Origin of the sequence: Moorena producens PAL-8-15-08-1, from assembly GCF_001767235.1 — a bacterium.
Lineage (GTDB): Bacteria > Cyanobacteriota > Cyanobacteriia > Cyanobacteriales > Coleofasciculaceae > Moorena > Moorena producens_A.
On sequence record NZ_CP017599.1, the window covers coordinates 8,155,824 to 8,176,804 of the forward strand.

The 20,981-nt window shown below is 42.2% G+C and carries 16 protein-coding genes and 1 pseudogene; 9 read left to right on the plus strand and 8 right to left on the minus strand.

From position 1 onward, the window contains the following. Window positions 1-46: 46 nt before the first annotated feature. From BJP34_RS29865 to BJP34_RS29875, 4 genes are all read right to left on the minus strand, one after another. A complete protein-coding gene (locus BJP34_RS29865) occupies window positions 47-5,104 on the minus strand; it encodes an eIF2A-related protein (protein WP_083305417.1) in 5,058 nt (1,685 codons plus the stop codon). Continuing rightward, window positions 5,083-6,453 carry an AAA family ATPase gene (locus tag BJP34_RS29870; RefSeq protein WP_070395485.1) on the minus strand — a complete coding sequence of 457 codons (1,371 nt, stop codon included), beginning with the start codon at window positions 6,451-6,453 and terminating at the stop codon, window positions 5,083-5,085. Before BJP34_RS29870 ends, BJP34_RS29865 begins: the two co-directional genes overlap by 22 nt. A 26-nt stretch (window positions 6,454-6,479) precedes the next feature. Beyond that, complete coding sequence (locus BJP34_RS49655; protein WP_267876411.1) at window positions 6,480-6,608, minus strand: hypothetical protein; 129 nt, start codon at window positions 6,606-6,608, stop codon at window positions 6,480-6,482. A 187-nt stretch (window positions 6,609-6,795) separates the two neighbouring features. Beyond that, entirely contained in the window at window positions 6,796-7,314 is a 519-nt protein-coding gene (locus BJP34_RS29875) for an ureidoglycolate lyase (RefSeq protein WP_070395486.1), read from the minus strand. Between the two features lie 341 nt (window positions 7,315-7,655). Here BJP34_RS29875 and gntT point away from each other — a divergent pair, with 341 nt between their 5' ends. The 3 genes from gntT (at window position 7,656) to BJP34_RS29885 (ending at window position 10,901) form a co-directional block, all read left to right on the plus strand. Next, window positions 7,656-8,975 carry a guanitoxin biosynthesis MATE family efflux transporter GntT gene (gene gntT, locus BJP34_RS29880; protein WP_083305418.1) on the plus strand — a complete coding sequence of 440 codons (1,320 nt, stop codon included), beginning with the start codon at window positions 7,656-7,658 and terminating at the stop codon, window positions 8,973-8,975. Window positions 8,976-9,134: 159 nt separating this feature from the next. Beyond that, window positions 9,135-9,308 carry a hypothetical protein gene (locus tag BJP34_RS44805; protein WP_158517543.1) on the plus strand — a complete coding sequence of 58 codons (174 nt, stop codon included), beginning with the start codon at window positions 9,135-9,137 and terminating at the stop codon, window positions 9,306-9,308. Between the two features lie 114 nt (window positions 9,309-9,422). After that, window positions 9,423-10,901, plus strand: a complete 1,479-nt coding sequence (locus tag BJP34_RS29885; protein ID WP_070395488.1) for a sodium-dependent transporter — start codon at window positions 9,423-9,425, stop codon at window positions 10,899-10,901. Between the two features lie 151 nt (window positions 10,902-11,052). On the opposite strand, the gene BJP34_RS29890 is transcribed toward BJP34_RS29885, so the two are convergent. The 3 genes from BJP34_RS29890 to BJP34_RS29900 all read right to left on the minus strand — a co-directional run bounded on the left by BJP34_RS29890 (window position 11,053) and on the right by BJP34_RS29900 (window position 12,750). Continuing rightward, window positions 11,053-11,814, minus strand: a complete 762-nt coding sequence (locus BJP34_RS29890; protein WP_070395489.1) for a phytochelatin synthase family protein — start codon at window positions 11,812-11,814, stop codon at window positions 11,053-11,055. Window positions 11,815-12,175: 361 nt separating this feature from the next. After that, complete coding sequence (locus tag BJP34_RS29895; protein ID WP_083305419.1) at window positions 12,176-12,448, minus strand: cyanobactin biosynthesis PatC/TenC/TruC family protein; 273 nt, start codon at window positions 12,446-12,448, stop codon at window positions 12,176-12,178. Between the two features lie 95 nt (window positions 12,449-12,543). After that, window positions 12,544-12,750, minus strand: coding sequence for a cyanobactin biosynthesis system PatB/AcyB/McaB family protein (locus tag BJP34_RS29900; RefSeq protein ID WP_070395490.1), 207 nt, complete (start codon window positions 12,748-12,750; stop codon window positions 12,544-12,546). Between the two features lie 353 nt (window positions 12,751-13,103). Here BJP34_RS29900 and BJP34_RS29905 point away from each other — a divergent pair. The 6 genes and pseudogenes from BJP34_RS29905 to BJP34_RS29930 form a co-directional block, all read left to right on the plus strand. Then, window positions 13,104-13,344: pseudogene (locus tag BJP34_RS29905) on the plus strand (RNA-guided endonuclease TnpB family protein); the annotation flags it as partial. Between the two features lie 775 nt (window positions 13,345-14,119). Next, window positions 14,120-14,611 (plus strand): ion channel, encoded by a 492-nt coding sequence (locus BJP34_RS29910; protein ID WP_070395491.1) that lies wholly within the window; start codon window positions 14,120-14,122, stop codon window positions 14,609-14,611. 85 nt (window positions 14,612-14,696) lie between these two features. Continuing rightward, window positions 14,697-16,808, plus strand: coding sequence for a GNAT family N-acetyltransferase (locus BJP34_RS29915; RefSeq protein WP_229424093.1), 2,112 nt, complete (start codon window positions 14,697-14,699; stop codon window positions 16,806-16,808). An 18-nt stretch (window positions 16,809-16,826) separates the two neighbouring features. Next, window positions 16,827-17,288, plus strand: coding sequence for an ASCH domain-containing protein (locus BJP34_RS29920; RefSeq protein WP_070395493.1), 462 nt, complete (start codon window positions 16,827-16,829; stop codon window positions 17,286-17,288). A gap of 156 nt (window positions 17,289-17,444) precedes the next feature. Then, window positions 17,445-19,061, plus strand: coding sequence for an McrB family protein (locus BJP34_RS29925; RefSeq protein WP_070395494.1), 1,617 nt, complete (start codon window positions 17,445-17,447; stop codon window positions 19,059-19,061). A gap of 146 nt (window positions 19,062-19,207) precedes the next feature. Further along, complete coding sequence (locus BJP34_RS29930; RefSeq protein ID WP_070395495.1) at window positions 19,208-20,386, plus strand: McrC family protein; 1,179 nt, start codon at window positions 19,208-19,210, stop codon at window positions 20,384-20,386. Window positions 20,387-20,440: 54 nt separating this feature from the next. Here the strand turns inward: BJP34_RS29930 and BJP34_RS29935 are convergent, their stop codons facing one another. Further along, window positions 20,441-20,914: a L,D-transpeptidase gene (locus BJP34_RS29935; protein WP_229424094.1), complete on the minus strand. Its 474-nt coding sequence runs from the start codon at window positions 20,912-20,914 to the stop codon at window positions 20,441-20,443. Window positions 20,915-20,981 lie beyond the last annotated feature (67 nt).

The window sequence follows — 20,981 nt, forward strand, 5'->3', positions numbered from 1 at the left end:
CCATTCCAGACTGCTTCTGACAGAATCAGGACTCAGCAGGGAACCACTAACGACACCAACGACGCTCCCTCTTATTGACATTAGTATTGTGCTTTAGATAATCCTGCAGCCAATCGCAAGCAAGGGAGTGTAGTTGATCAGAATGTCTGATAGTCTCTAAATTCCATATAATTACTCTAGCAGATGAATCTGAAGAAGCAATAGTTTTGCCATCGGGACTAAAACTAAGGCTAACTACAGCATCATCATGGCCATAAAAGGTTTGAGGTTGTTTACCTTTCCTGTTCCAAAGCTTGACAGTTTGGTCAGCACTAGCTGTAGCAATGGTTTCACCATCGGGACTAAACACCACACTCCAGACGGTATTGTCATGACCTTCAAGAGATGTTAGTTCCTTACCATTACTAAGATTCCAGAGTTTAACTGTGTTATCCCTGCTAGCAGAGGCCAGGGTTTTACCATCGGGGCTGAAACCGACACTGACAACCCAATCGTCATGATCATCAAGGGTTTGCAGTTCCTTGCCATCACTAACATTCCAGAGTTTGACGGTTTGGTCAAGACTAGCCGTAGCAATAGTCTCACCATCAGGACTGAACCTGACGCTATTTACCCAATTGGTATGACCAGTTAGAGTTCTAATCTCAATACCATTCTGATTCCAGAGTTTAACTGTTTTGTCCCTACTAGCCGTAGCGATAATTTTGCCATCGGGACTGAAAGTGATACTCCTAACCACATTCTCATGACCAGATAGGGTGTGCAGTAACTTACCATTCTTATTCCAGATTTTGGCAGTCTTGTCTGCACTAGCGCTAGCAATAGTCTCACCATCAGGGCTAAAACTAACACCCCAAACCCAACCGGTATGACCAGTCAGAGTTCGCTGCAATTCACCGTTTAAGCTCCACAGTTGGATCGTGTTGTTCTTACTAGCGGTAGCCATAGTCTGACCGTCGGGGCTATAACTGACGCTGTAAACGGTATTCTCATCCCCTGTGGGAATAGGGAGTTCATTACCGTATCGACGACTCCAAAGTTTAACCGTTTTGTCAGCACTAGCGCTAGCAAGGGTCTGGCTGTCGGGGCTGAAATTAACGCTCCATACCCAATCGCTATGACCGGTAAGGGTTTCGAGTAGCTGGCCATTTCGATTCCAGAGTTTGACGGTATTGTCAGCACTAGCGCTAGCAAGGGTCTGACCGTCTGGACTGAAACTGATGCTAGTCACAGTACTTTCATGACTTTCATGGTCATCCTTTCCCAATGTCTGATACAGAGTACCGTCAAGTTTCCAGAGTTTGACAGTCTGATCTTTACTACCAGTAGCAATCAGTTTACCTTTGGGACTGAAACTGACGCTGAACACCGCATCGTCATGGGCTTTTATGGTTAGAGGCTTTCTCTTGTACAAGCCATTCCTGTTTCTACGCCAGAGTTTAACCGTTTTGTCAAAACTCCCGGTTGCCAGCACCTTGCTATCGGGGCTGAAACTAATACTGAGCACTGCTTTATCATGGGCTTTGAAGATTTGGGGTTTTTTGCCTTCGAGGCTCCAGATGATAACTCTTCCATTCTCGCTAGAAGCAGCAAGGCTTTTGAGATCAGGGCTAAAACGCACACTCCAAACTAAATCAGTATGCCCTGTCAGGGTTTGAATAAACTTACCATTCCGTTGCCAGACTTTAACGGTTTTATCTTTACTAGCCGTGGCAATCAACTTGCCATCAGGACTGAAGGTAACACTTCTGATTTCATCCTGATGTCCATCCTTTCCTGCTAACGTGTAGAGTTCTTTGCCTTCCTTGGACCAGATTTTGACAGTTTTGTCGGAACTAGCTGTAGCAATTAGCTCACCGTCGGGACTGAAACTAACACTTTTGAGTGTATCAGTATGACCTTCTAAGCGGTTGCGCTCTCTGACCCCATAAAAGGCTTTCTCTAGAGAACTCATCGCTATATCCTTAGTCTCAGAGCTGACCCCAAGTGACCTCTTCAGTTTGGTTGCTGCCTCTAACGCATCTTTTAGGGGATCGAGGGCATGATTATTGGAACCGTAAAGGGCTTCTGAGGATTTAATCAAAGCTGTGATTTCGTTGTTTCTAGCTTGAGCCCAAAATATAGCAGCAGAAACGGTTGAGATCGCTAACATAGCAACTAGAGCAATGGAGCCGGTCAGTGCTATCATCGACTTCTGTAACTGGGCTTGAGAAAGCCGATGTTGCTCTTGGGCTTCCTTAAGTTTGGCGAGTAATTCGCTATCTTGCTGCTGGCGAATCACAGAAACTAGATAATCATGAACCAGTTGATAGCGGTTAACCGGACTTTCTCGTAAGAGCACCACTAATCCTGATTCGACTAGGATATTTAAGACTAAATCTAACTGGTCTATTTTTTCTATCGCTAAATCTACTGCCAAGGCGTTTAAATCTTTTTCCAAATCCTGGCGGGTTTTAGGCGGGCGGGTGTTATTTTCTTCAGTGAGTAAATACAAGATCAATTCAGCAGCTTTTTCATTCTCGGAGCCACAATCTGCGATCACTTCTTGCAGATAACGCTGCACCAATTTTTCTTTAGGACCTTTTCTCCGATAATGAGCTAGGGTAGTAATTCCTTCAGTTTGTAGTTGAGCTCCTACTATCTGCAATTCAATGGGACGAACTTCTCCTTCACTGCTGCCTAGTTCCTGAACTAAGGTATTTACTAAAGCTTCTTCTAAATAAAATTGAGAGCGTTCGGTTAGGCTGCGAATAATAGATTTAGAATCGTCTAAGGAGAAATTACCTAAATAATAAAGAATATCTTTGTTGAGAATATTATTGTTGATTGAATCAAAATTTTGAAAGCGAATACCTTGCAACAAAAAATACAAATCATTTTCCCGTAATGACAAGATAACCTTGACGAAAGGAATCTGAAGACACTCCCGTAAAAAATCAAAGAAGCGTTTTCTTTCAGTAGGATTATCCGAAATCAAGAAAAACTCTTCAAACTGGTCAAAAATCAGCACCGTTAGCAAATTGCTATGTTCATTTTGTCGCAATTGCTCTAAAAGGGTTGCTGGTTGCAGGTTAGTTTGGGTTGAATGTTGCAGGTTAGTTTGGGTTGAATGTTGCAGGTTAGTTTGGGTTGAATGTTGCAGGTGAGAAGACTGCTGTGAACCTTGGCCTTTCGGCCACGCTTTCGCCGTAGGCGACGCTCCGCGAACGCGAACAACCTTCAACCGGTCAACCTTCAACCCAGAAAACCCTTGACCGTTCAACTGGTCAACTTTCAACGGAGAAGATGCTAAGGATTTCCAGACTTCCCTGACCCAATCGGTGTAAACCCTTACCAAAATTGGTACGACATCGCGGGTTCCAATTACCTTAGTTTTGAGAGTAGGGACTAATCCAGCTTCTAGCAGGGAACTCTTACCTACCCCTGACTGACCGTAAATCACTGTCAGTTTGTGCTGGGTGCTGCCAATACGTTCCACTAAGCGCTCTACATCGTTCTGACGTACAGAAGCAGTGATTTCCTCCGCAGCAGTTTCCTGCTCTAGGAGTAAGGTAGAAGTTTGGCGTAGATGAGGTTTAAGCCGACCAGGTCCGATAAAGGCACGGAAACCGTACTGCTGCTCAACGGAGAATCGTTCTTGTTTGACCCGAAAGGCTTCTAGATACTGCTTTTGCCGGAAATAAAGCGTCCGCAATTTTTCCAAAATGCGAATATAAAGTTGTGGGGCATCCATTGGACCGGTTTCCTTAGCCCTTTCCAAGATAGCGATCGCTTCTTCCGAGAGACCCAAATGCCCCTTCGCTTTAGCCAGAAGCAGTAGATAGGACATTTGATACTGTCCGGAGGTATTAGTTAACCGTGTTAGGAGTTCTAACGCTTTCCTAGCTGCTTGCTGAGCGCCCATCCAACGGCAGTCTTGAAGGGCGACTGCAGCGATAAATCCATAATCTTGAGACAGTTGCAGTGAATTGCCATAGGTTCTGTGCAGTACCAGGGAGCGTTGCGCCAGACCTTGTAAGTCTTTCCAAGCTTCCAGTCGTTGTAGGGTTTCGCCAAGTTTAGTAATAAACTTGGCGATTAAATCTGGGCGTTTTGCTTGTTCAAATGTATCGATACATTTTTGAAAATACCCTCTGGCTGTGATCCAGTGGTGACGAGTTTGGGAGCGATTGAGTTCAGCCAGGTTCAGATAACACAAACCGATATGAAACAGCAGTAGAGCTTGACGTTCTACTGGTGAAGGGGTTGAGGGGTCTCTCGGCAACGTCCGGAGGGAAGTAGGTATTTGGGTAGTTCGACCCAGTCTGGAGGTAAAACTAGTCTGCTGTTGTGTTTTCTGCTGTTGTGTTTCGCAGCTCCTAGATTGCTGCTGCCAAAAGGCTAAACTTTGCTGATAATACTCTAACGCCTGTTCGATCTGACCATTAGTATAAGCTTCTCGACCAAGCACAAATGGCAAACTAGCTTCTTGGGTTATGTCTAAGACATCTCCACGAGTTTGCAAATCCCTCAAAGCTGAGTCCAATTCTCGGCGATAGTTGGAACCGAAAATAGCGGTATTGGGTAGGAACTGATCCCCACCGGCATCCAAAATACGAGTAAATAAATAACTCTCTCGTTCTGCTAGAGCTTCAGTCAATTGATTGGAGGAGAGGACAAAATCTGTGGTTGTTGCCCAACTCTCTAAATCCGGCACAGAGCGAATCAGCTTTTGGAGTACGTTGTCATTGACCCATAACACTAGAGGGAAGGGGCAATGCTTGCGAAACTCCTCTCGCACTTGGTTGGTAGTGATTAGTACTTGCTCCAGGTTGCTCAGGGAGTCTAAACCAAAGACCATCACTGCAGCTGGCTGTTGATCCCCTAGCTGCTCCAAGATAGTGGTGTAGAGACTCTTAACCGACTGGTTCAGGTATATTTCCTGGAACTCAATAGCACAAACTTGCCGCAACTTCCGCACAATGTAATCCTGTAAAGCTTCATAGTTGCGGCGGGCTAAAATCAGGGAAAACTCCCCTTGGGACGTCTCAATCGCCCAGGCGAGTTCCTGCATTGAATTCTTGTTGTAGGCATCCGCATCTTCTACGCGGTATAAGCTAGGCATGATTTGAATCCTTCCGCTTCTGCCAAAATGGGATTAACGTCAAACCAAGACCCATCTTGGTCTCGGTACTCATAGACGAACATGCTGCGGATCAAGACTTGGTAACCTTCATCTCCAACTACCTTCTTGTGTTTAGCAACATGACACAATAGTTCCCACTCATCGTCTGAGATGGGTAGGGTTAGTTCATTGCGCCGGTCTCGAATTACAGTTTCTAACATGCCTTGAGACAGAGGTAATCGTCTTTCTTTCTTGATCCAGGTACTGAGGAACCGAAGCAAATTTCGCACATGACCCCCGCTAGCGTAACACAGGCGGTCTAAAGTGTCAGGGGAGTCGAACACCTCTTTTACTCTAGCAAGACGCGACCCAGGCTCTAAATCAGGGAAGGCTCTAGCGAGTACCATTTGTCGCAGCAGAGCCATGCCCTGTTCATGGGGAGTGCCATCTCGTAACCTTACCGGTACCATTGGTAACACTTTGGGATCTACCACAAAGCGTTGAGTCAAGGCACTATAGTCATTAGAAAATCGTAGCGCTAGGGGCATGGTATAGACCACATGACAGTGTAACCCCTTTAACTGGGCTCCGCGATCCACAAATAGATATTCCGGCTGATCACGTCCCCAAGGCTTCTGGGAAGCATCCACCCGATCGAGGTTATCTACAATTACCACTAGCCCTTGTTTCCCGACTTGTTGGAGGTTTGCGATCGCAGGTTCGAGCAATTCTTGGTTAATCACTTCTAACAACCGATTGGTTTGAGGTTCGAGATATTGCCGTAACCGACTGCGCAGATCGGGGCTATCCTTAGCCTTAGCCGTAATCTCACCAATCCCAACGGCTAGGGAAACCGCCCCCTCCGTGTCTACTCCAACCTCACCAATGCCAGGAACTCCTACCCGACCGCTTAATTCAATTTCAGTGAGCAATAGTTTAGCCGCACCTGCCAGTAATTTTTTAAAGCCTTTCGGTTCACCTAGCTTAATTTTGTCTAAGCTTTCACTGACTCGACGAGCAATAGCGAGTAAAATGTCCCCAACATCTACATCTCCCATTTCCAAGTCTTGAGAAGACTCAAAATAGACCACGTGAAAGTCAGCTTCTTCCAATTCGGATTTCAACCGCAGTAATTCCGTAGATTTCCCACAACCAATATGTCCAGTAAATAGCTCACAGGTCGGCTCATCCATGGAGAAGAAGGTGATATTGTCCTTCAACTCCTCAATGATCTTGCCCCCTCGCACTGAGGAAAAATCGATATAATAATTACGGTCTTCAGGCTGTTCTACCGTTAAGGTTTTGCTGGGATTACAGGCTTTATAGAATTTTTGGATGTTTACTGTCATAGGTTTCCTTTTTTATTAGTCATTCGTCATATTTGGCACCAAGTTAAAAATTTACCTGTCAAGGTAGGGAATCGGGAATCGGGAATCGGGAACAGGGAAAAGTGTTCATATTTGATTATTTGATAACTGATTCGTTCTCCAATACTATTAGTCATTAGTTACTTTTGCTTATTTTTTTTTATTATGTTGTGACTAATTATGGGATTATGATTTACTTGTTATTACCCATTACAGTTTATCATTTACTCTAGGTATCTGCGTAGGAATTGTGATAATTTTTGAGGACATTTTACCTACTCCCTACTCCCTACTCCCTACTCCCTACTTCCTACTCCCTACTTCCTACTCCCTACTTCCTACTCCCTTTGCTATAACAATTTCAAACTGTAACTGATGGCTGTCTAGAAAATCATGGGTAAAATGATCTACGACATTGGTATCAGCAAGTTCCAAATTGTAGAAATCTATAAATTCTTGGTCAAAATAGGGACCAGCGTGCCAAGTTCCTACTTCTAATTTAATAAAGCAGTTACCTGGAATCCGAAAAGCCGCAATATCCTCTAAAACGGGTCGGTCATCCTGAGTGGGAGGAGCTACAGCCATGAACCAGTCTTTGCCTTCTAGAGAACCGAGACACTGAGTACATTGGACGTGGCGAGTTATTTTATCAAACTTACGACCGTTGTGGTGTAGCCGCATGATATAAAACCGGGATATCCCATTTTCGAGGTTTAACTGAGCATCATCGTTATCATAGGGTTTGCCGTCTTCACTGGCAAAGATGACTTGACCGTAGGGCTGAAAGTTCTCTGATGTCACCCATTCCGCGTGTAGTTTTTGAATCGTCTTGACTTTACTCATCCTTAGTTTCCGCCGTCAGTAGTTAAAAATTAACAGCTTATTGATTTTAGCTTGTGCAAGTGCCTTGCTGTTAATCTGGCAACTAGTCTTTACACTTTTTATATGATATCCTTTATAGGTAATTTTTTTAAACTCCTTAAATCAATCATCAGTTTCATCTTTATGGTTAGGTTCGGCGTACATTCTTTATATTATAGTCGATTAATCGATCTCTATTAATCTCTTACTAGAAAAATAGTATTGGCTATACTATTTAATCAAGCCACTAATCTGACTTAATAAAAAAGGTTAAACTACCTTGATTTTACCATTAAAAATGCCCTAACTATTAAGGTTAATTGATGACTTTTACTTGCTCAAACCAAGACAATGTGCTCTATCGCTTCTGGAAATTGGCGATCATCAATATTCTGTCTAATCTGACCGTACCCCTTGCGGGTTTAATCAGCGTGGCTTTCTTGGGTCATTTAGATCAAATCCGCCACTTAGCTGGAGTCGTAATCGCTACTATCCTGTTTAACTTCATCTACAAAAGTTTGGGGTTTTTACGGATGGGAACTACTGGGGTAACCGCTCAAGCCGTTGGACGAAATGACCGAGATGCGATGTTGCTGGTGGGACTTCGTAATGGCTTAATTGCTCTGATTTTAGGTGTACTTATCTTAAGTTTACACTATCCTCTCAGAGAGCTTGGATTTGCTCTGTTAAGTGCTACACCAGATGTCAAATTTTCTGGTATTGCCTATTTTAATGCTCGAATTTGGGGAGCTCCTGCAACATTACTCAATTTCGTACTGATTGGTTGGTTTCTCGGTAGAGAAATGAGTGGTAAGGTGTTGCTGCTGTCCATTATCGGTAACACCGCTAATATAGTTTGCGATTACTTTACTATTATTCGCTGGGGTTGGGAAAGCGCTGGCGCTGGAGTATCCGTAGCAGTTAGTCAATACGTGATTGTTGTAGTGGGACTAGTTTTAGTGACGCGAGAAATCCAGTGGCAAGAGGTAATATCAGTAGCGAGGCGAATTTGGAACTTGTCGGAAATAATAGCTACTTTTACCCTAAATAGTAATCTTTTTATTAGAACCTTAGCGATTATTTTTACCTTGTCTATTTTTACCAATATGAGCTCAGCTTTGGGGACCACAATCTTGGCAGAAAATGCTTTAATATTAGAGGTGTTCATGCTGGCTGTTTATTTTATTGATGGATTGGCATTTGCTACTGAAACTCTGACGGGTAATTTACAAGGTCAGGGAGCAAAAGAGCAGTTAATCCCTTTATTGAAAATTGTCGGAGGAAGCAGTTTGCTATTGGGACTTAACCTTGCTTTCCTGTTTATCCTGTTTCCCCAGACACTATTTGGGCTGTTAACAAACCACACTGAGGTGATCGAATCTATTACTATCTATGTTCCTTGGTTACTCCTGGTGTTAGGGTTTGGTTCCATTGCGTTTATGCTGGATGGTTATTTTCTGGGCTTAGCGGCAGGACAAACCTTACGTAATTCTACCGTAATCGCCTTGGTGGTGGGATTTGCACCTATGGCTGTGGCTTCTTGGCAGTTTCAAAGCGTTCATCTTCTTTGGTTAGCTTTATCTTTGTTTATGGCAGGAAGAGCGATAGTACTGGGCGTCAATTTACCAAGCACGTTGAAGTGAAATATAGGGTTTGTATTTGAGATGTAAACCTATAGCAATTCTCATAGCTATGAGGTAAAATTTTATGGATTTTAGGGAACAGCGGATCTGGGAACAGGGAATAGGGAATAGCGATCCGCTGCATCAAGAGGTGCGACCCGTGGCGAATTTAATAATTAGATGCGGAAAGCGCACCTAACAGGAAATCAACGTCAAATAAGACTCTATATTATAACTGCGATAAACGCTATAAAAGTTGATCATAGTAATGAGATACAGATAATTTTTTTCCTACTCTCTACTCCCTACTCCCTACTCCCTACTCCCTACTCCCTACTCCCTGTGATGGAATAAGCAAACCCATGGCAATAATTTAAAGAAGTATGAAGTATCAAGGATTAATTGTAAAGGATGAAGTATCAAGGATGAAGTATGAAGCATGAACTATGAAGATAGAGGGAATTGTAGATGGCTCGTCAACGTTGGGCTTCAAGAACAGTATTTCTCCTCGCAGCAGTAGGTTCTGCAGTTGGCTTAGGCAATGTGTGGCGCTTTCCCTACCTAGCTGGGAAATACGGTGGGGGAGCATTTCTAGTCCCTTACCTGATCGCTTTAGTCCTAATTGGGGTTCCACTGTTGATGCTGGAATTTGCGATAGGACAAAAAATGCAACGGGGAGCCATAGGCTCATTTAGGAAATTACACCCCAATTTCGGCAGTCTCGGTCTGTTTGCCCTGATGTCAGCCTTTATCATTGTCTCCTATTATGCAGTTGTCATGGGCTGGAGCTTGATTTACTTTCTAGCATCCTTTGGGGTCAAGTGGTCGAGTGATGCTAAAAGCTACTTCTTTGATAGTGTTCTGCAAATCAGCGATGGGGTCAACGTATTAGGTGGTATCAACTGGCCAATCTTATGGTCCCTAGTTGTAGTCTGGGTCTTGATTTATTTCTGTGTTTGGAAAGGCACGACCAGTGTGGGCAAAGTCGTTGTTTACAGCGTTCCACTTCCAATTATTTTACTGGGGGTATTGTTATTACGCGCAGTAACGTTACCAGGTTTCCTCAATGGCTGGAGACTGTATCTTACTCCAGTTTGGAGTGCATTAGTTGACCCGGAAGTCTGGACAGCAGCATTCTCACAGATTTTCTTTACCTTATCTCTGGGATTTGGAATTATGGTGACTTATGCTAGCTACAAGAACTCAGAGGATGACATTGCTAAAGATACCTGGTTAACTGCCTTGATCAACAGTGGTATCAGCTTATTTTCCGGTTTTGTGGTGTTCGGAATCTTGGGATATATGGCAGGAGTTACCAACACCCCCTTGGCAGAGCTGGCTGCTTCTGGTCCGGGTCTAGCGTTTGTGGTTTTCCCGGAAGCTTTAAGCTTGATGCCCTTGCCTTGGCTATTCAGTCTGCTGTTTTTTGTGATGCTGCTTTCCCTAGGCATCGACAGCGCTTTTTCCCTAGTAGAAGCTTTGAATGCGACTATCCTCGACAAACAACAACAGGGAAATGTTGCTAAGGTTTCAATCGGGGTTTGTTTAGGAGGATTTATTGCTGGAATTATTTATACTACCAGAGCTGGATTATACATTTTAGATATTGTAGATCATTTTGTTACTAACTATAACTTGATGTTGGTAGCTATTTTCCAATCTATCCTAGTGGGATGGGTATATGGTGCAGAAAAGCTACGACGATACATGAACCAAGTTAGTGATTGGACGGTTGGTAAATGGTGGAATTTTTCTATAAAATACCTGATTCCTATGGCTTTAGTCGCTTTGCTGGCAACCCAGTTTTCAAAAGATATTAGGACTCCCTATGAAGGATACCCAGCCTGGGCTTTAGGAATTGGCTGGGCAATCGTGTTTTTGCCATTACTTATTTTCCTGTCTTTGCTGGTCACAGACAAAACATTGATCAATGGGAGAACCGATTAATTTTAATGATTAATTTGTAAGCCGTTGGCCGTAGGCCACGCTACGCGAACAGCGGTCAGCGGTCAGCTGTCAGCTTAAAATAAACCTCAATATTGATAGATTAATGAGAATGCCATCAATTTGACCATCAATTTGACCATCAATTTGACCATCAACGGGTACTCACCAGCACAAACCCCCGTGTCTTTTTAGACTCTGAATCCTTAGTCGCCATGGCTTGCCACAATTCTTCAGCCTTGACCCAGACCGGAGGATACTTGTAACGAGAGACATCTAGGATCAGAAAACGGTCTGCTTCTTTGTTGTAGGCAGCTATAGGAGAAATATGTCCCCCAGTTTTCTGAGCAATGGCTTTGCGTAAGTAATTGACTAAGACAAAATTTTCCGCTTCTTGCAAATTCTTTACCACTATGTTGCGAAACTGATCCAGGGTCAAATCACCACCATGGTAAACCTCTGCTCTAACTGGATAAGTTTCCAATAATCCTGCTAATTGTTCCAAAGTCATGCCCCGACGAGCAATCACCTCAGCCATGCGCACTTCCTCAGTTTTGGCATTCAAAACATTCTTCTGGGTGAAGCGGTTAGTCCTAAATTCCGGTGCCTCTGGAGCTTGAATTGATAAAGCATTTAGCACCATGACCATACTAGCTACTCCACAGTAAGCCAGGTTTTCCTGAGTGACAAACTGAATACTTAGGGGCAAATAGTCTTCTCGGGCTTGGCTTGCCATCAGTAACCTTTCTCCGTGATCGGAATCGAGGTTAATCAGATTTTCGGTCAGTGGAATTGTCTGGGCTAAGCATCCTCCATTGATAAGGAAAAACCCAATTAAAGTAGCTTGTAGGGGTATACGGAATACTTTTAGGAGACTTTTTTGAGCAGATTTTTTACCATAGTTGTAGTTAATCATATATACCAGTTCTCAATTGGATGAGGGACTTTAGTCTGGTGGTTTTAGGGAGTAAGGAGTAGGGAGCGGTGCGCGCCCGTTCGCGCCCCGCGTCGGCAAAGCCCTCAAGGTTCGACCCAAGGGCGATTTACTCACCCTAGGAGGCGCGCACCTTGAGCGAATTTAATTACGGGTCAAGCGCACGCCCTGGGAGTAGGGATGGATCGCTTTTGTAAAAATACGACCATTGAAGGCTATTATCATTTCAGGATAATTACCATTAATATAATAAAAATTTCCCCCATCTCCCTATCTCCCTACCCGTGAAATTTTAGTCGGACGCAAGAAACAGCCCTGCTATCCTTATCCCCTCATGCCCTGATTAAGCCCAAATGCGTCCCCGACGGAAAGGGGGGTCATTGTCTGGCTTCTGGTCTTTAAACATAACCTTCCACCGGGCATAATCTTCTAGACCAGTAGCAAGTAACACTGATTTCTTTTCTTCCTGTTCATTAAGCTCTGGTTGAACAGATGGAGAAGCAACCTCTGGTTGAACAGATGGAGGAGCAGCAGCAGGAGCAGCTTTTGCTTTTGGCTTCGCCTGGGTTTTTCTGCGACGACCGCGTCTGGGAGTTTTAGTTTCTTCTTCTGGCATAATTGTTTTTTACTGTTTGTTAGTGTTTGTTACGGTTTACGACATCTTATGTAACTGTTACCCATCTCTTAGTTTGACCTAGGGGCACCGCCACATCAATACCATCCGCCCCAGCCGGAGGTTTTCAGTTGCTGATAACTAGGGTAAGCAAAGGGTGCTGGGTCATTGTAATTGGCACCATGGGTCAAGTCCATGCGAATAGTCACCAAGTCTTGGCCTCGACCATGAACTACATCCACTGCCCGATAGGGTTGAATCAGATCCGGTCTTTTGACTGGTGCTACTTGTTTGGGGAATCTCATCAAACACTCCTTTTCTGGTCAGTAGTGATATAATACGAACATTATTGCTTAGGAAGCAAGTTCTTTTTTGTTTCCATTTGGTTTTTTTCCTAAGTTTATAAAAATCTAAAAGCTGAAAAACCCGTCTCTTTAGATCGGGGATAAAAGCCCATAGCGGCTTGAAGCGCCGTGATCAAAATATCTTATAAAGTCCCGAAACTTTAGTCTAAGTGTTGTAGAATAAAATAGGAAGAAGTTGAGGTCAGAGACAAAACCTTAGAATAGGGTCGCATTTATGGTTGTTCGGCTATGCTAAAAGGTTTCAAACTGTTGTTATAAGGCTTCACTATTCTTACGGTCAGTTTAATAAACTGATGATAATTTTAGAGTTCAAAGCTAAAGGGAAAAAGCACCAATACTCTGGGATAGATGAGGCTATTCGTACAGTTAAATTCATTCGCAATAGCTGTCTCAGGTATTGGATGGACAACAAAGGGGTTAACAAGTTTGACCTCAATAAGTATAGTGCGGTTCTCGCTAAAAAGTTCCCATTTGCTAACGAATTGAACTCTACTGCCCGTCAGTAAGCGTGCTGAACGAGCATGGTTAGAAGTTACCGTAAGAAGAGTGGTTAGAAGTTACCGTAAGAATAAAGAAGCCTTTATAGGCGACAGTCTGTGAATCATAAGTTTAAGTTATATGAAATAAGGCTTCTTTATTCTAAGGTTTCATCTCCGGCCTTATTTCATGAGTTTTAACCATGCATCTGCATAGCCTATCGCCTATAAAGGCGACCCTCTGATCTGGTTTCATCTCCGGTCATCAATCGCCCGTTTATACGACAACTGCAAGACAAAAGTACCTGGAAAAAAAGGGTTCCCCCGATTCCAAAAACGGCTCTCCCGAACTTGATGTGTAAAACTCTTATAAATTAAGCCAATTTATTAATCTAGAAATTGACGGACAAATTCGCATACGTCTTTTAAGTATTGACTGACCAGGATATTTATGATTAACTAATTATGTCAACAGTCGAGGTTTCTAGAGAGACTTGATGTAAGCATTCAGCCGTCAGCTGTCAGCTGTCAGCTTAAAATAAACCTCGTTCGCATAACCTGCGCCGTTCGCGTAGCGTGCGAAACGGTCGAATTTAATAGTTCGAGATTAATGAAAATTGAAAGTATGGAAGCCCATCTAAGCATATGCTGATAGCTCTGATAGCTGATAGCTGATACGCGACACGCTGATAGCTTAATGCTTACGACTTGATAATTATGGCATCAAATAATCAACTTAGTTTAATGACTGATTTGTTGAAGTTACCCTGACGGGGGGACATAGCGGTTATAGCAAGGGCTATAACCGCTATGTCCCCCCGTCAGCTACAATTGTGGGCTATGGCGATAAATCTCCCGTTAGTGTTGTGGGGCGTTTGGTAGTAATTGTTTGGATGTTTACTGGATTATTCGTGGTTGCCTACTTCACCGCAGCCATCACAGCTGATCCTCTTGAATCGAATATTTCTGATCTTATCGATCTATTCGGAAAACAGGTTGCTACTGTCCCAGACACGACCTCTGCCAGATATATGAATCAACAGCCAGTCAAGCTGATTGAATTTGAGCAGGTGGAAGATGCATACAAAGCTCTCAAAGCGGGGCAAGTCCAGGCTATAGTTTATGATTCACCAACGTTACTTTACCAAACCTCACAAAATCGAGAATACCAGATTGTAGGTGAGTTGTTTGCTGAACAAGACTACGGCATAGTTTTGCCTCAAGGTAGTCATTATCGCGAGCCAATCAACCGAATTATTTTGCAATTACAGGAAGACGGAGAACTGACCAACCTAGAGCAAAAGTGGTTTCCTTCTAACCAGTAAGATTAGGTATGCTTAATCACGTACAATAGGGTCGATTCCATGCATAGTAATTGGTAATGGCCATTGGTAATTGGTAATTGGTAACGTGACACAAAAGATAGAGCTTCAAATTGAAACAATTGATGAAAAATCCCTGCACCTAAGGACAGTCAAGGCCTTGGGACGAGCACACGCAACCACTCTTGGTCATTTTCCTGAAGGAGCGTTTGATCAACACGCACTAAGTCGTCAAATACTTGTGGCTCTTACTCCTGAAAAAAAGTGTACCGGTTATTTGTTATACCGGAAGGTGCGTAGGCATAATATCATCGTTATTGTTCATCTGTGCATCGAGCCATCATGGCGTGGTAAGGGGATTGCTAGAAAGCTGGTTAATTATCTAAGTCAGAACACTCAGGACTTTTACGGCATTAAACTCAAATGCCGTCGTGATTATGAATTACATAAAATGTGGTCTCACTTAGACTTTGTTCCTTTGGCTGAAAAACCCGGAAGGAGCAAGGATGGAAAACTACTTACCGTTTGGTGGCGCGATCACGACCATCCCACCCTATTTTCTACGGTTGCTACCCAAAAACTTGAGTCTAAATTATGTGCAGTCATTGATACCAGCGTGTTTTTTGACTTGCAAGGAGATGAAGCTAGGTCAAAGACAGAATCCGACTCTCTACTAGCTGATTGGTTACAGCCTGACTTGGAGTTATGTATAACTAATGAAATATTTAAGGTTATCAATACTATTGATGATACTAAACAAAGGAATGCTAAACGCCAGTTAGCCGATACCTTTACTCAACTCCCTTACAATCAGAAAGACTTTCAAACAGCTTGTCGCGCTCTAACCAAGGTTTTGTTATCAACTCAGATAACTCTCAAGAAATCTGAACTGCGTCAGTTAGCTATAGCCATAGCTTCAGATGCACCATTTTTTTTGACTCGTAATTCACAAATACTAGCGATCGCAGATGCTATCAATGAGGAATTTAACTTATCAATCCTTAGTCCTACTAGTTTAATTGTTAAGCTAGATTACCTTCACGAATATATTAACTATCAGCCTGTACGCTTAGCAGGCACAGGTATCACTAGACAAGTTGTTCAGAAATTAGATCAGGTACCTTTCTTGAGTCAAAGATTTTTGGTTAGTCCTAAGGGAGAAAAACTTAGTGATTTTCAAGGAAGGCTGGGCTATATTATTGCTAATCCTGATAAATTTAATTGTTATATTATTCTCCAGTCAGAAAATAATCCCCTAGCTTTAATTGCGTATCATACCCATAAAAAATATGAGTTAAACGTTCCAATTTTTCGGGTTAGATCTGGTCCTCTTGAAGAAACCCTGGCGCGGCACTTAATTTTTTGGTTTATATCCCTGTCAGTACGTGAAAATCTGCCATTTACACGAATTACTGAACCTTATTTGGATCACACTATTCTTAGCGGTATTCAAGATGATGCATTTTTTAAAGTTAAGGATGGTTATTTAAATGCCAATCTTGCCGTTGCGGTTACGGCGACAGAATTATCAGACTATCTCACTACTTTAGCGAATCGAAGTCAAGATTATAACTTTTGCCTAAAAATTGCTGATACCCTCAAAACTGATAAATTAACCACAGCGGTAAAAACAACGCTAGACGTTGAACGCATACTGTGGCCAGCAAAAATTATTGATGCTGATCTTCCTACTATAATCATTCCTATTCAAGCAGAATGGGCAAAGGAATTATTCGATGAAGACTTAGCTAACCAGCTCCTATGGAGATCGGAAACTGATCTGGCGCTAAAACGTGAACTTGTCTATTATCGAAGCCATCGAGGTAATGGTGGCTTAAAACCAGGGGTTGTTGGTAGAATTTTTTGGTATGTAAGCTATAATAAAAAGTATTGCGGCACAGGAAAGGTCAGAGCGTGCTCTAGACTTGATGAAGTAGTCGTAAACAAACCTAAAAATCTCCATCAACAGTTTCGTCGATTGGGTGTATATGAATTAGAAGATTTAATGAAGCTTACCAAAAATGATCCTAATAAAAAGCTGATGGCGCTTCGATTTAGTGATACTGAACTGTTTAAAAATCCTATAGATTTGCCTGAAATTCAAGAAATACTTGGTAAGCGTGTAACACTTCAATCACCGTTGCGGATTGATAAGGAACAATTTACAATGATATATAGAGAAGGCACCCAAAATTACTAAAAATTACTCGTGTTAACAATGCCCAATGTGTTGTTATTATCAATTCGTCCTAAATATGCTAATCAATTATTCAAGGGAACCAAAAAAATTGAACTTCGTCGGGTGCGTCCTCGATTAGTACCAGGGGATATTGTTGTGGTTTATGTCTCGGCTCCAGATAAGGTTTTATCGGGTTTTTTTGAAGTGGAAGACGTTATTCAAGACCGCCCGGATATCCTTTGGTATAAAGTAAAGGACAATGCTGGTATAGAAAAAAAAGATTTTAATGAGTATTATGAGGAAGCCGCCGTCGGTTATGGGATTTGCTTAAAACTCATAGAACATTTTGAGCCACCAGTAACCTTACAAGATTTGAGAGCAAAATGGGCTAACTTTAGACCTCCACAATCTTATCATTACTTGACGACTAGTCAATTTGAGCATCTTAAGTCTATTGTACAAAATAAAATGGAAATTATGTCAGAGCCTTATATCAATTAGCTAAATATTTGCTAAGAAGGTATTTTGGAATGGGTCATGGAGAATAGATAATGGATAATAGCAAGCCAATAACCCACTAGTGAGAATCAATGACTAACTAACTAAAATTTTATAATGTCTCAAACATGTTCTAATAAAAAAAATTAGGTGGATAGTATGGTGGGGGATAAGAAAGCTGAATTGGTCAGTCTATTTCAGGAATTTATCAGTTCATATCCCTACACACCGGTTGGGTTAAGTCACATGGCAACCTACAAAGAGCAGCGTCGCCTTTGGTGTCGGAATTTTGAAGCTATCTCTGCCATAGTGGAGTCTGGAGAAGCTATAACAGAACCGATACTATTTCAGCTATTCCCTGATAGAGAATTGGCGATTACGTTGAATAGTCAATATGGTGAGGGTGATGGTTCATGGATACTAACTATTCCTAGAAAATATGATAATTATTTAGAATTACAATTGCCGTCAACACTGATATCCCAGCAGCAATGGATACAAAGGTTAGTAGAGCAGATTGGTTACGACATCCTTGAATTTGTTGGTCGCTGCACTAAGCATCCTAATCAGTTATCAGCAGCTTGTGATCAGTTTTCTACAGGGGAATACTCTAAAGGTTTTCCGACGGAAATGCTGACGAATCTCCTCAATGGGCTGCAACCAGATAGGTTTCTGTTAATCAATGATAATTCTCGACAGGTTATCAATTATTTTGTTAATACATCCTACGGAAAGAGACTGACAGATTATCCAGCAGCAAATGCTGCTGGATTGAAGCTGATTAAAGCATTAGATAACACTATGCATCAACCGGGTGTACCAGTGCTCAGGGATAATGATTTATTCGATATGTTTTGCTACTGGTTAGTTGCGGTTAAAGGGTATAATTTTTCGGGTAAAGAGGAGGTGATCGAATTTACCACTGATGCTTCAAGGATAGCGTTACCAGAGGAGTATACGGTAAGCCAATGTGCTAAAGATACTGGTTTTGATATAGCAGAGTTAGAGGGATGGATACGTGCTATTGAACGCAAAGGACAAGGAATTTTTTACGGCCCACCAGGTACAGGTAAAACCTATAGTGCTCAAAAAATTGCTAACCATTTAATCAGTGGAAGTGATGGATTCACAGAACTTGTCCAATTCCATCCTGCCTATTCCTATGAAGACTTTATTCAAGGTATTCGTCCACAAAGTCAAAATGGGAAATTGAGATATCCTTTAGTTCCAGGTAGATTTATAGAATTCTGTAAGAAAGCTGAGTCTCGGCGAGGAATTTGTGTTCTAATCATCGATGAAATTAATCGTGCTAACCTCGCTAGTGTGTTTGGAGAATTATTGTATCTACTAGAGTACCGGGATCAAAAAATTCCCTTAGCTGGCAGTAATCAACTATTCAGTATCCCGAAAAATGTTCGGATCATCGGTACTATGAACACGGCAGACCGTTCTATTGCTCTAGTTGATCAGGCATTTCGCCGTCGCTTTGCATTTATTCGGCTCTATCCCAACTATGAAATCCTGAGACGATATCACGAAACAACGGATTTTCCAGTTAATGGATTGATTAAGATACTCGAACAAATAAATAATGCGATCGCAGATCCTAACTACTCCCTGGGAATCTCCTTCTTTCTCCTAGAAACTATAGCTGAGGAAATTGAAGATATCTGGCAAAGGGAAATTGAGCCATATCTAGAAGAATACTTTTTCGATCAACGGGACAAACTAGACCAATTTCGCTGGGACACTATAAAATTAAGAATTAAAAATTAAGAATTAAAAATTAAAAATTAAAAATTAAAATTATAGCGTTTAAAATACTTATGAGGTAAATTCAATGTTCTTACCCCTACTGCCTACTGCCTACTGCCTACTCCCTACTCCCTACTCCCTATTCCCTGGGCGTAGCCCTATAAAAAATGAGAATAATCAAACTAACGGAGTATCAGCCAGATAAGATTCCACGTTACCAGATTCCAGAATCGCTAATCGATGAATTGCAGCAAAAATACAGCAATCAGGTAACAGTAAATCTTGAATACTCCAAAACCGGGGATTACTGGCAACTAACCTCTCAAGGATGGGTAGGTTATATTCCCCTAAGCAATGAACTGAGCATCCAACTCCAGCCGAAAGTCCCCATAAACAATCTTTTCGGAATGCTGGACTATGCTTATGACCTAAGAAGCTTTCAGATTCTAGAGGGGTTGATTGATTGTAAATCTCTAGAAGAATTTTACGATTACCTGGTCAGTATCCTCATTAATGGCATACGCGATCGCATTCGCCAAGGACTCTACCGCACCTACATCCCCACAACTGGTCAATTAGCATACCTTCGGGGGCGTTTGGATGTACAGCAAACTATCCAGAAGCCATGGGATATTAAACTTAACTGCCATTACGACCAACACACTAGTGACATCGAAGATAATCAGATTATCGCCTGGACACTCCACTGTATCTGTCGCACGGGTTTATATAGCGCTAAAGTAAGTCCCATGTTGCGCCAAGCCTATCATGCCCTACAAAACCTTGTTACCATACAACCTTATAGCCCTAGGGATTGTATCGGACGAAACTATAATCGGCTCAATCAGAATTACCAAAAATTACATGCTCTTTGCCGCTTTTTTCTTGAACACAGCGGACCAAGTCATCAAACAGGTAGTAATACCATGTTGCCCTTTCTAGTTAACATGGCAAAACTCTATGAACGCTTTGTGGCTGAATGGTTAAAATCGCACTTACCCAGTGGCTTTGGCATTAAGATACTCGAAAGAGTAGACATCGACAAGACATTATATTTTTACATTGATTTAGTACTGTACGAGATAGCGACTGAGAAAACATACTGGATTCTCGATACTAAGTATAAAATCCCTATTAGTCCATCTCGTGATGACTTTAACCAAGTAGTAATTTATGCCATCACACAAGATTGCCAAGAGGCAGTTTTAGTATATCCAGCTCCTTTAACTCAACCCCTTGATGTTAAAATTCGTGATATTCGAGTCCGCAGCTTGACGTTTTCTCTGGATGGTAATTTGGAAGAAGCTGGTGAACTATTCTTAAAGAAATTAACAGGATTTACTTAGAACTGGGAAGCACACCCTACAGGTAGAGTGACTAATGATTCAACAGACTTGATCTCATTCATCATTCGCCAATTCCTCAACGCCCTGATGAATTACGATTGGTGTTCCCACAGAGGCCCAATCAAATAACCACTCAGCATGATCCACAGCTACATTCACACAGCCATGACTTACTGGCGTACCAAACTTACGATGCCAGTATGCCCCATGGATAGCATAGCCCCGGTGGTAATACATGGCATAAGGGACATTGGCCAGATCGTAATCTACACCACGCATTCTGTCCTTGCGACGCTTGGATTGAATCGTGAATGTACCAGGATGGGTAGGTGTTGAATCTTTACCAGTAGAGACAATTATTGCATAAACCGGTTGTCTACCTTCCCAAGCAATCAGCCTTTGATTAGTTAGGTCTATCTCAATCCAGCGTTCTTCTGAATCTTGTAGTTCCATCACTCTGGTAGCAATTTGCTCACTCACAGGATTGGTCAACGCTGGTGTTGTCCAGACAGCCAAGGCGATTAGCATCAGTGGGAAACTGGCAAACAAGCTTCTTAACGGATTTAGCCAGTGGAAAAACATATAACCTTAGCAG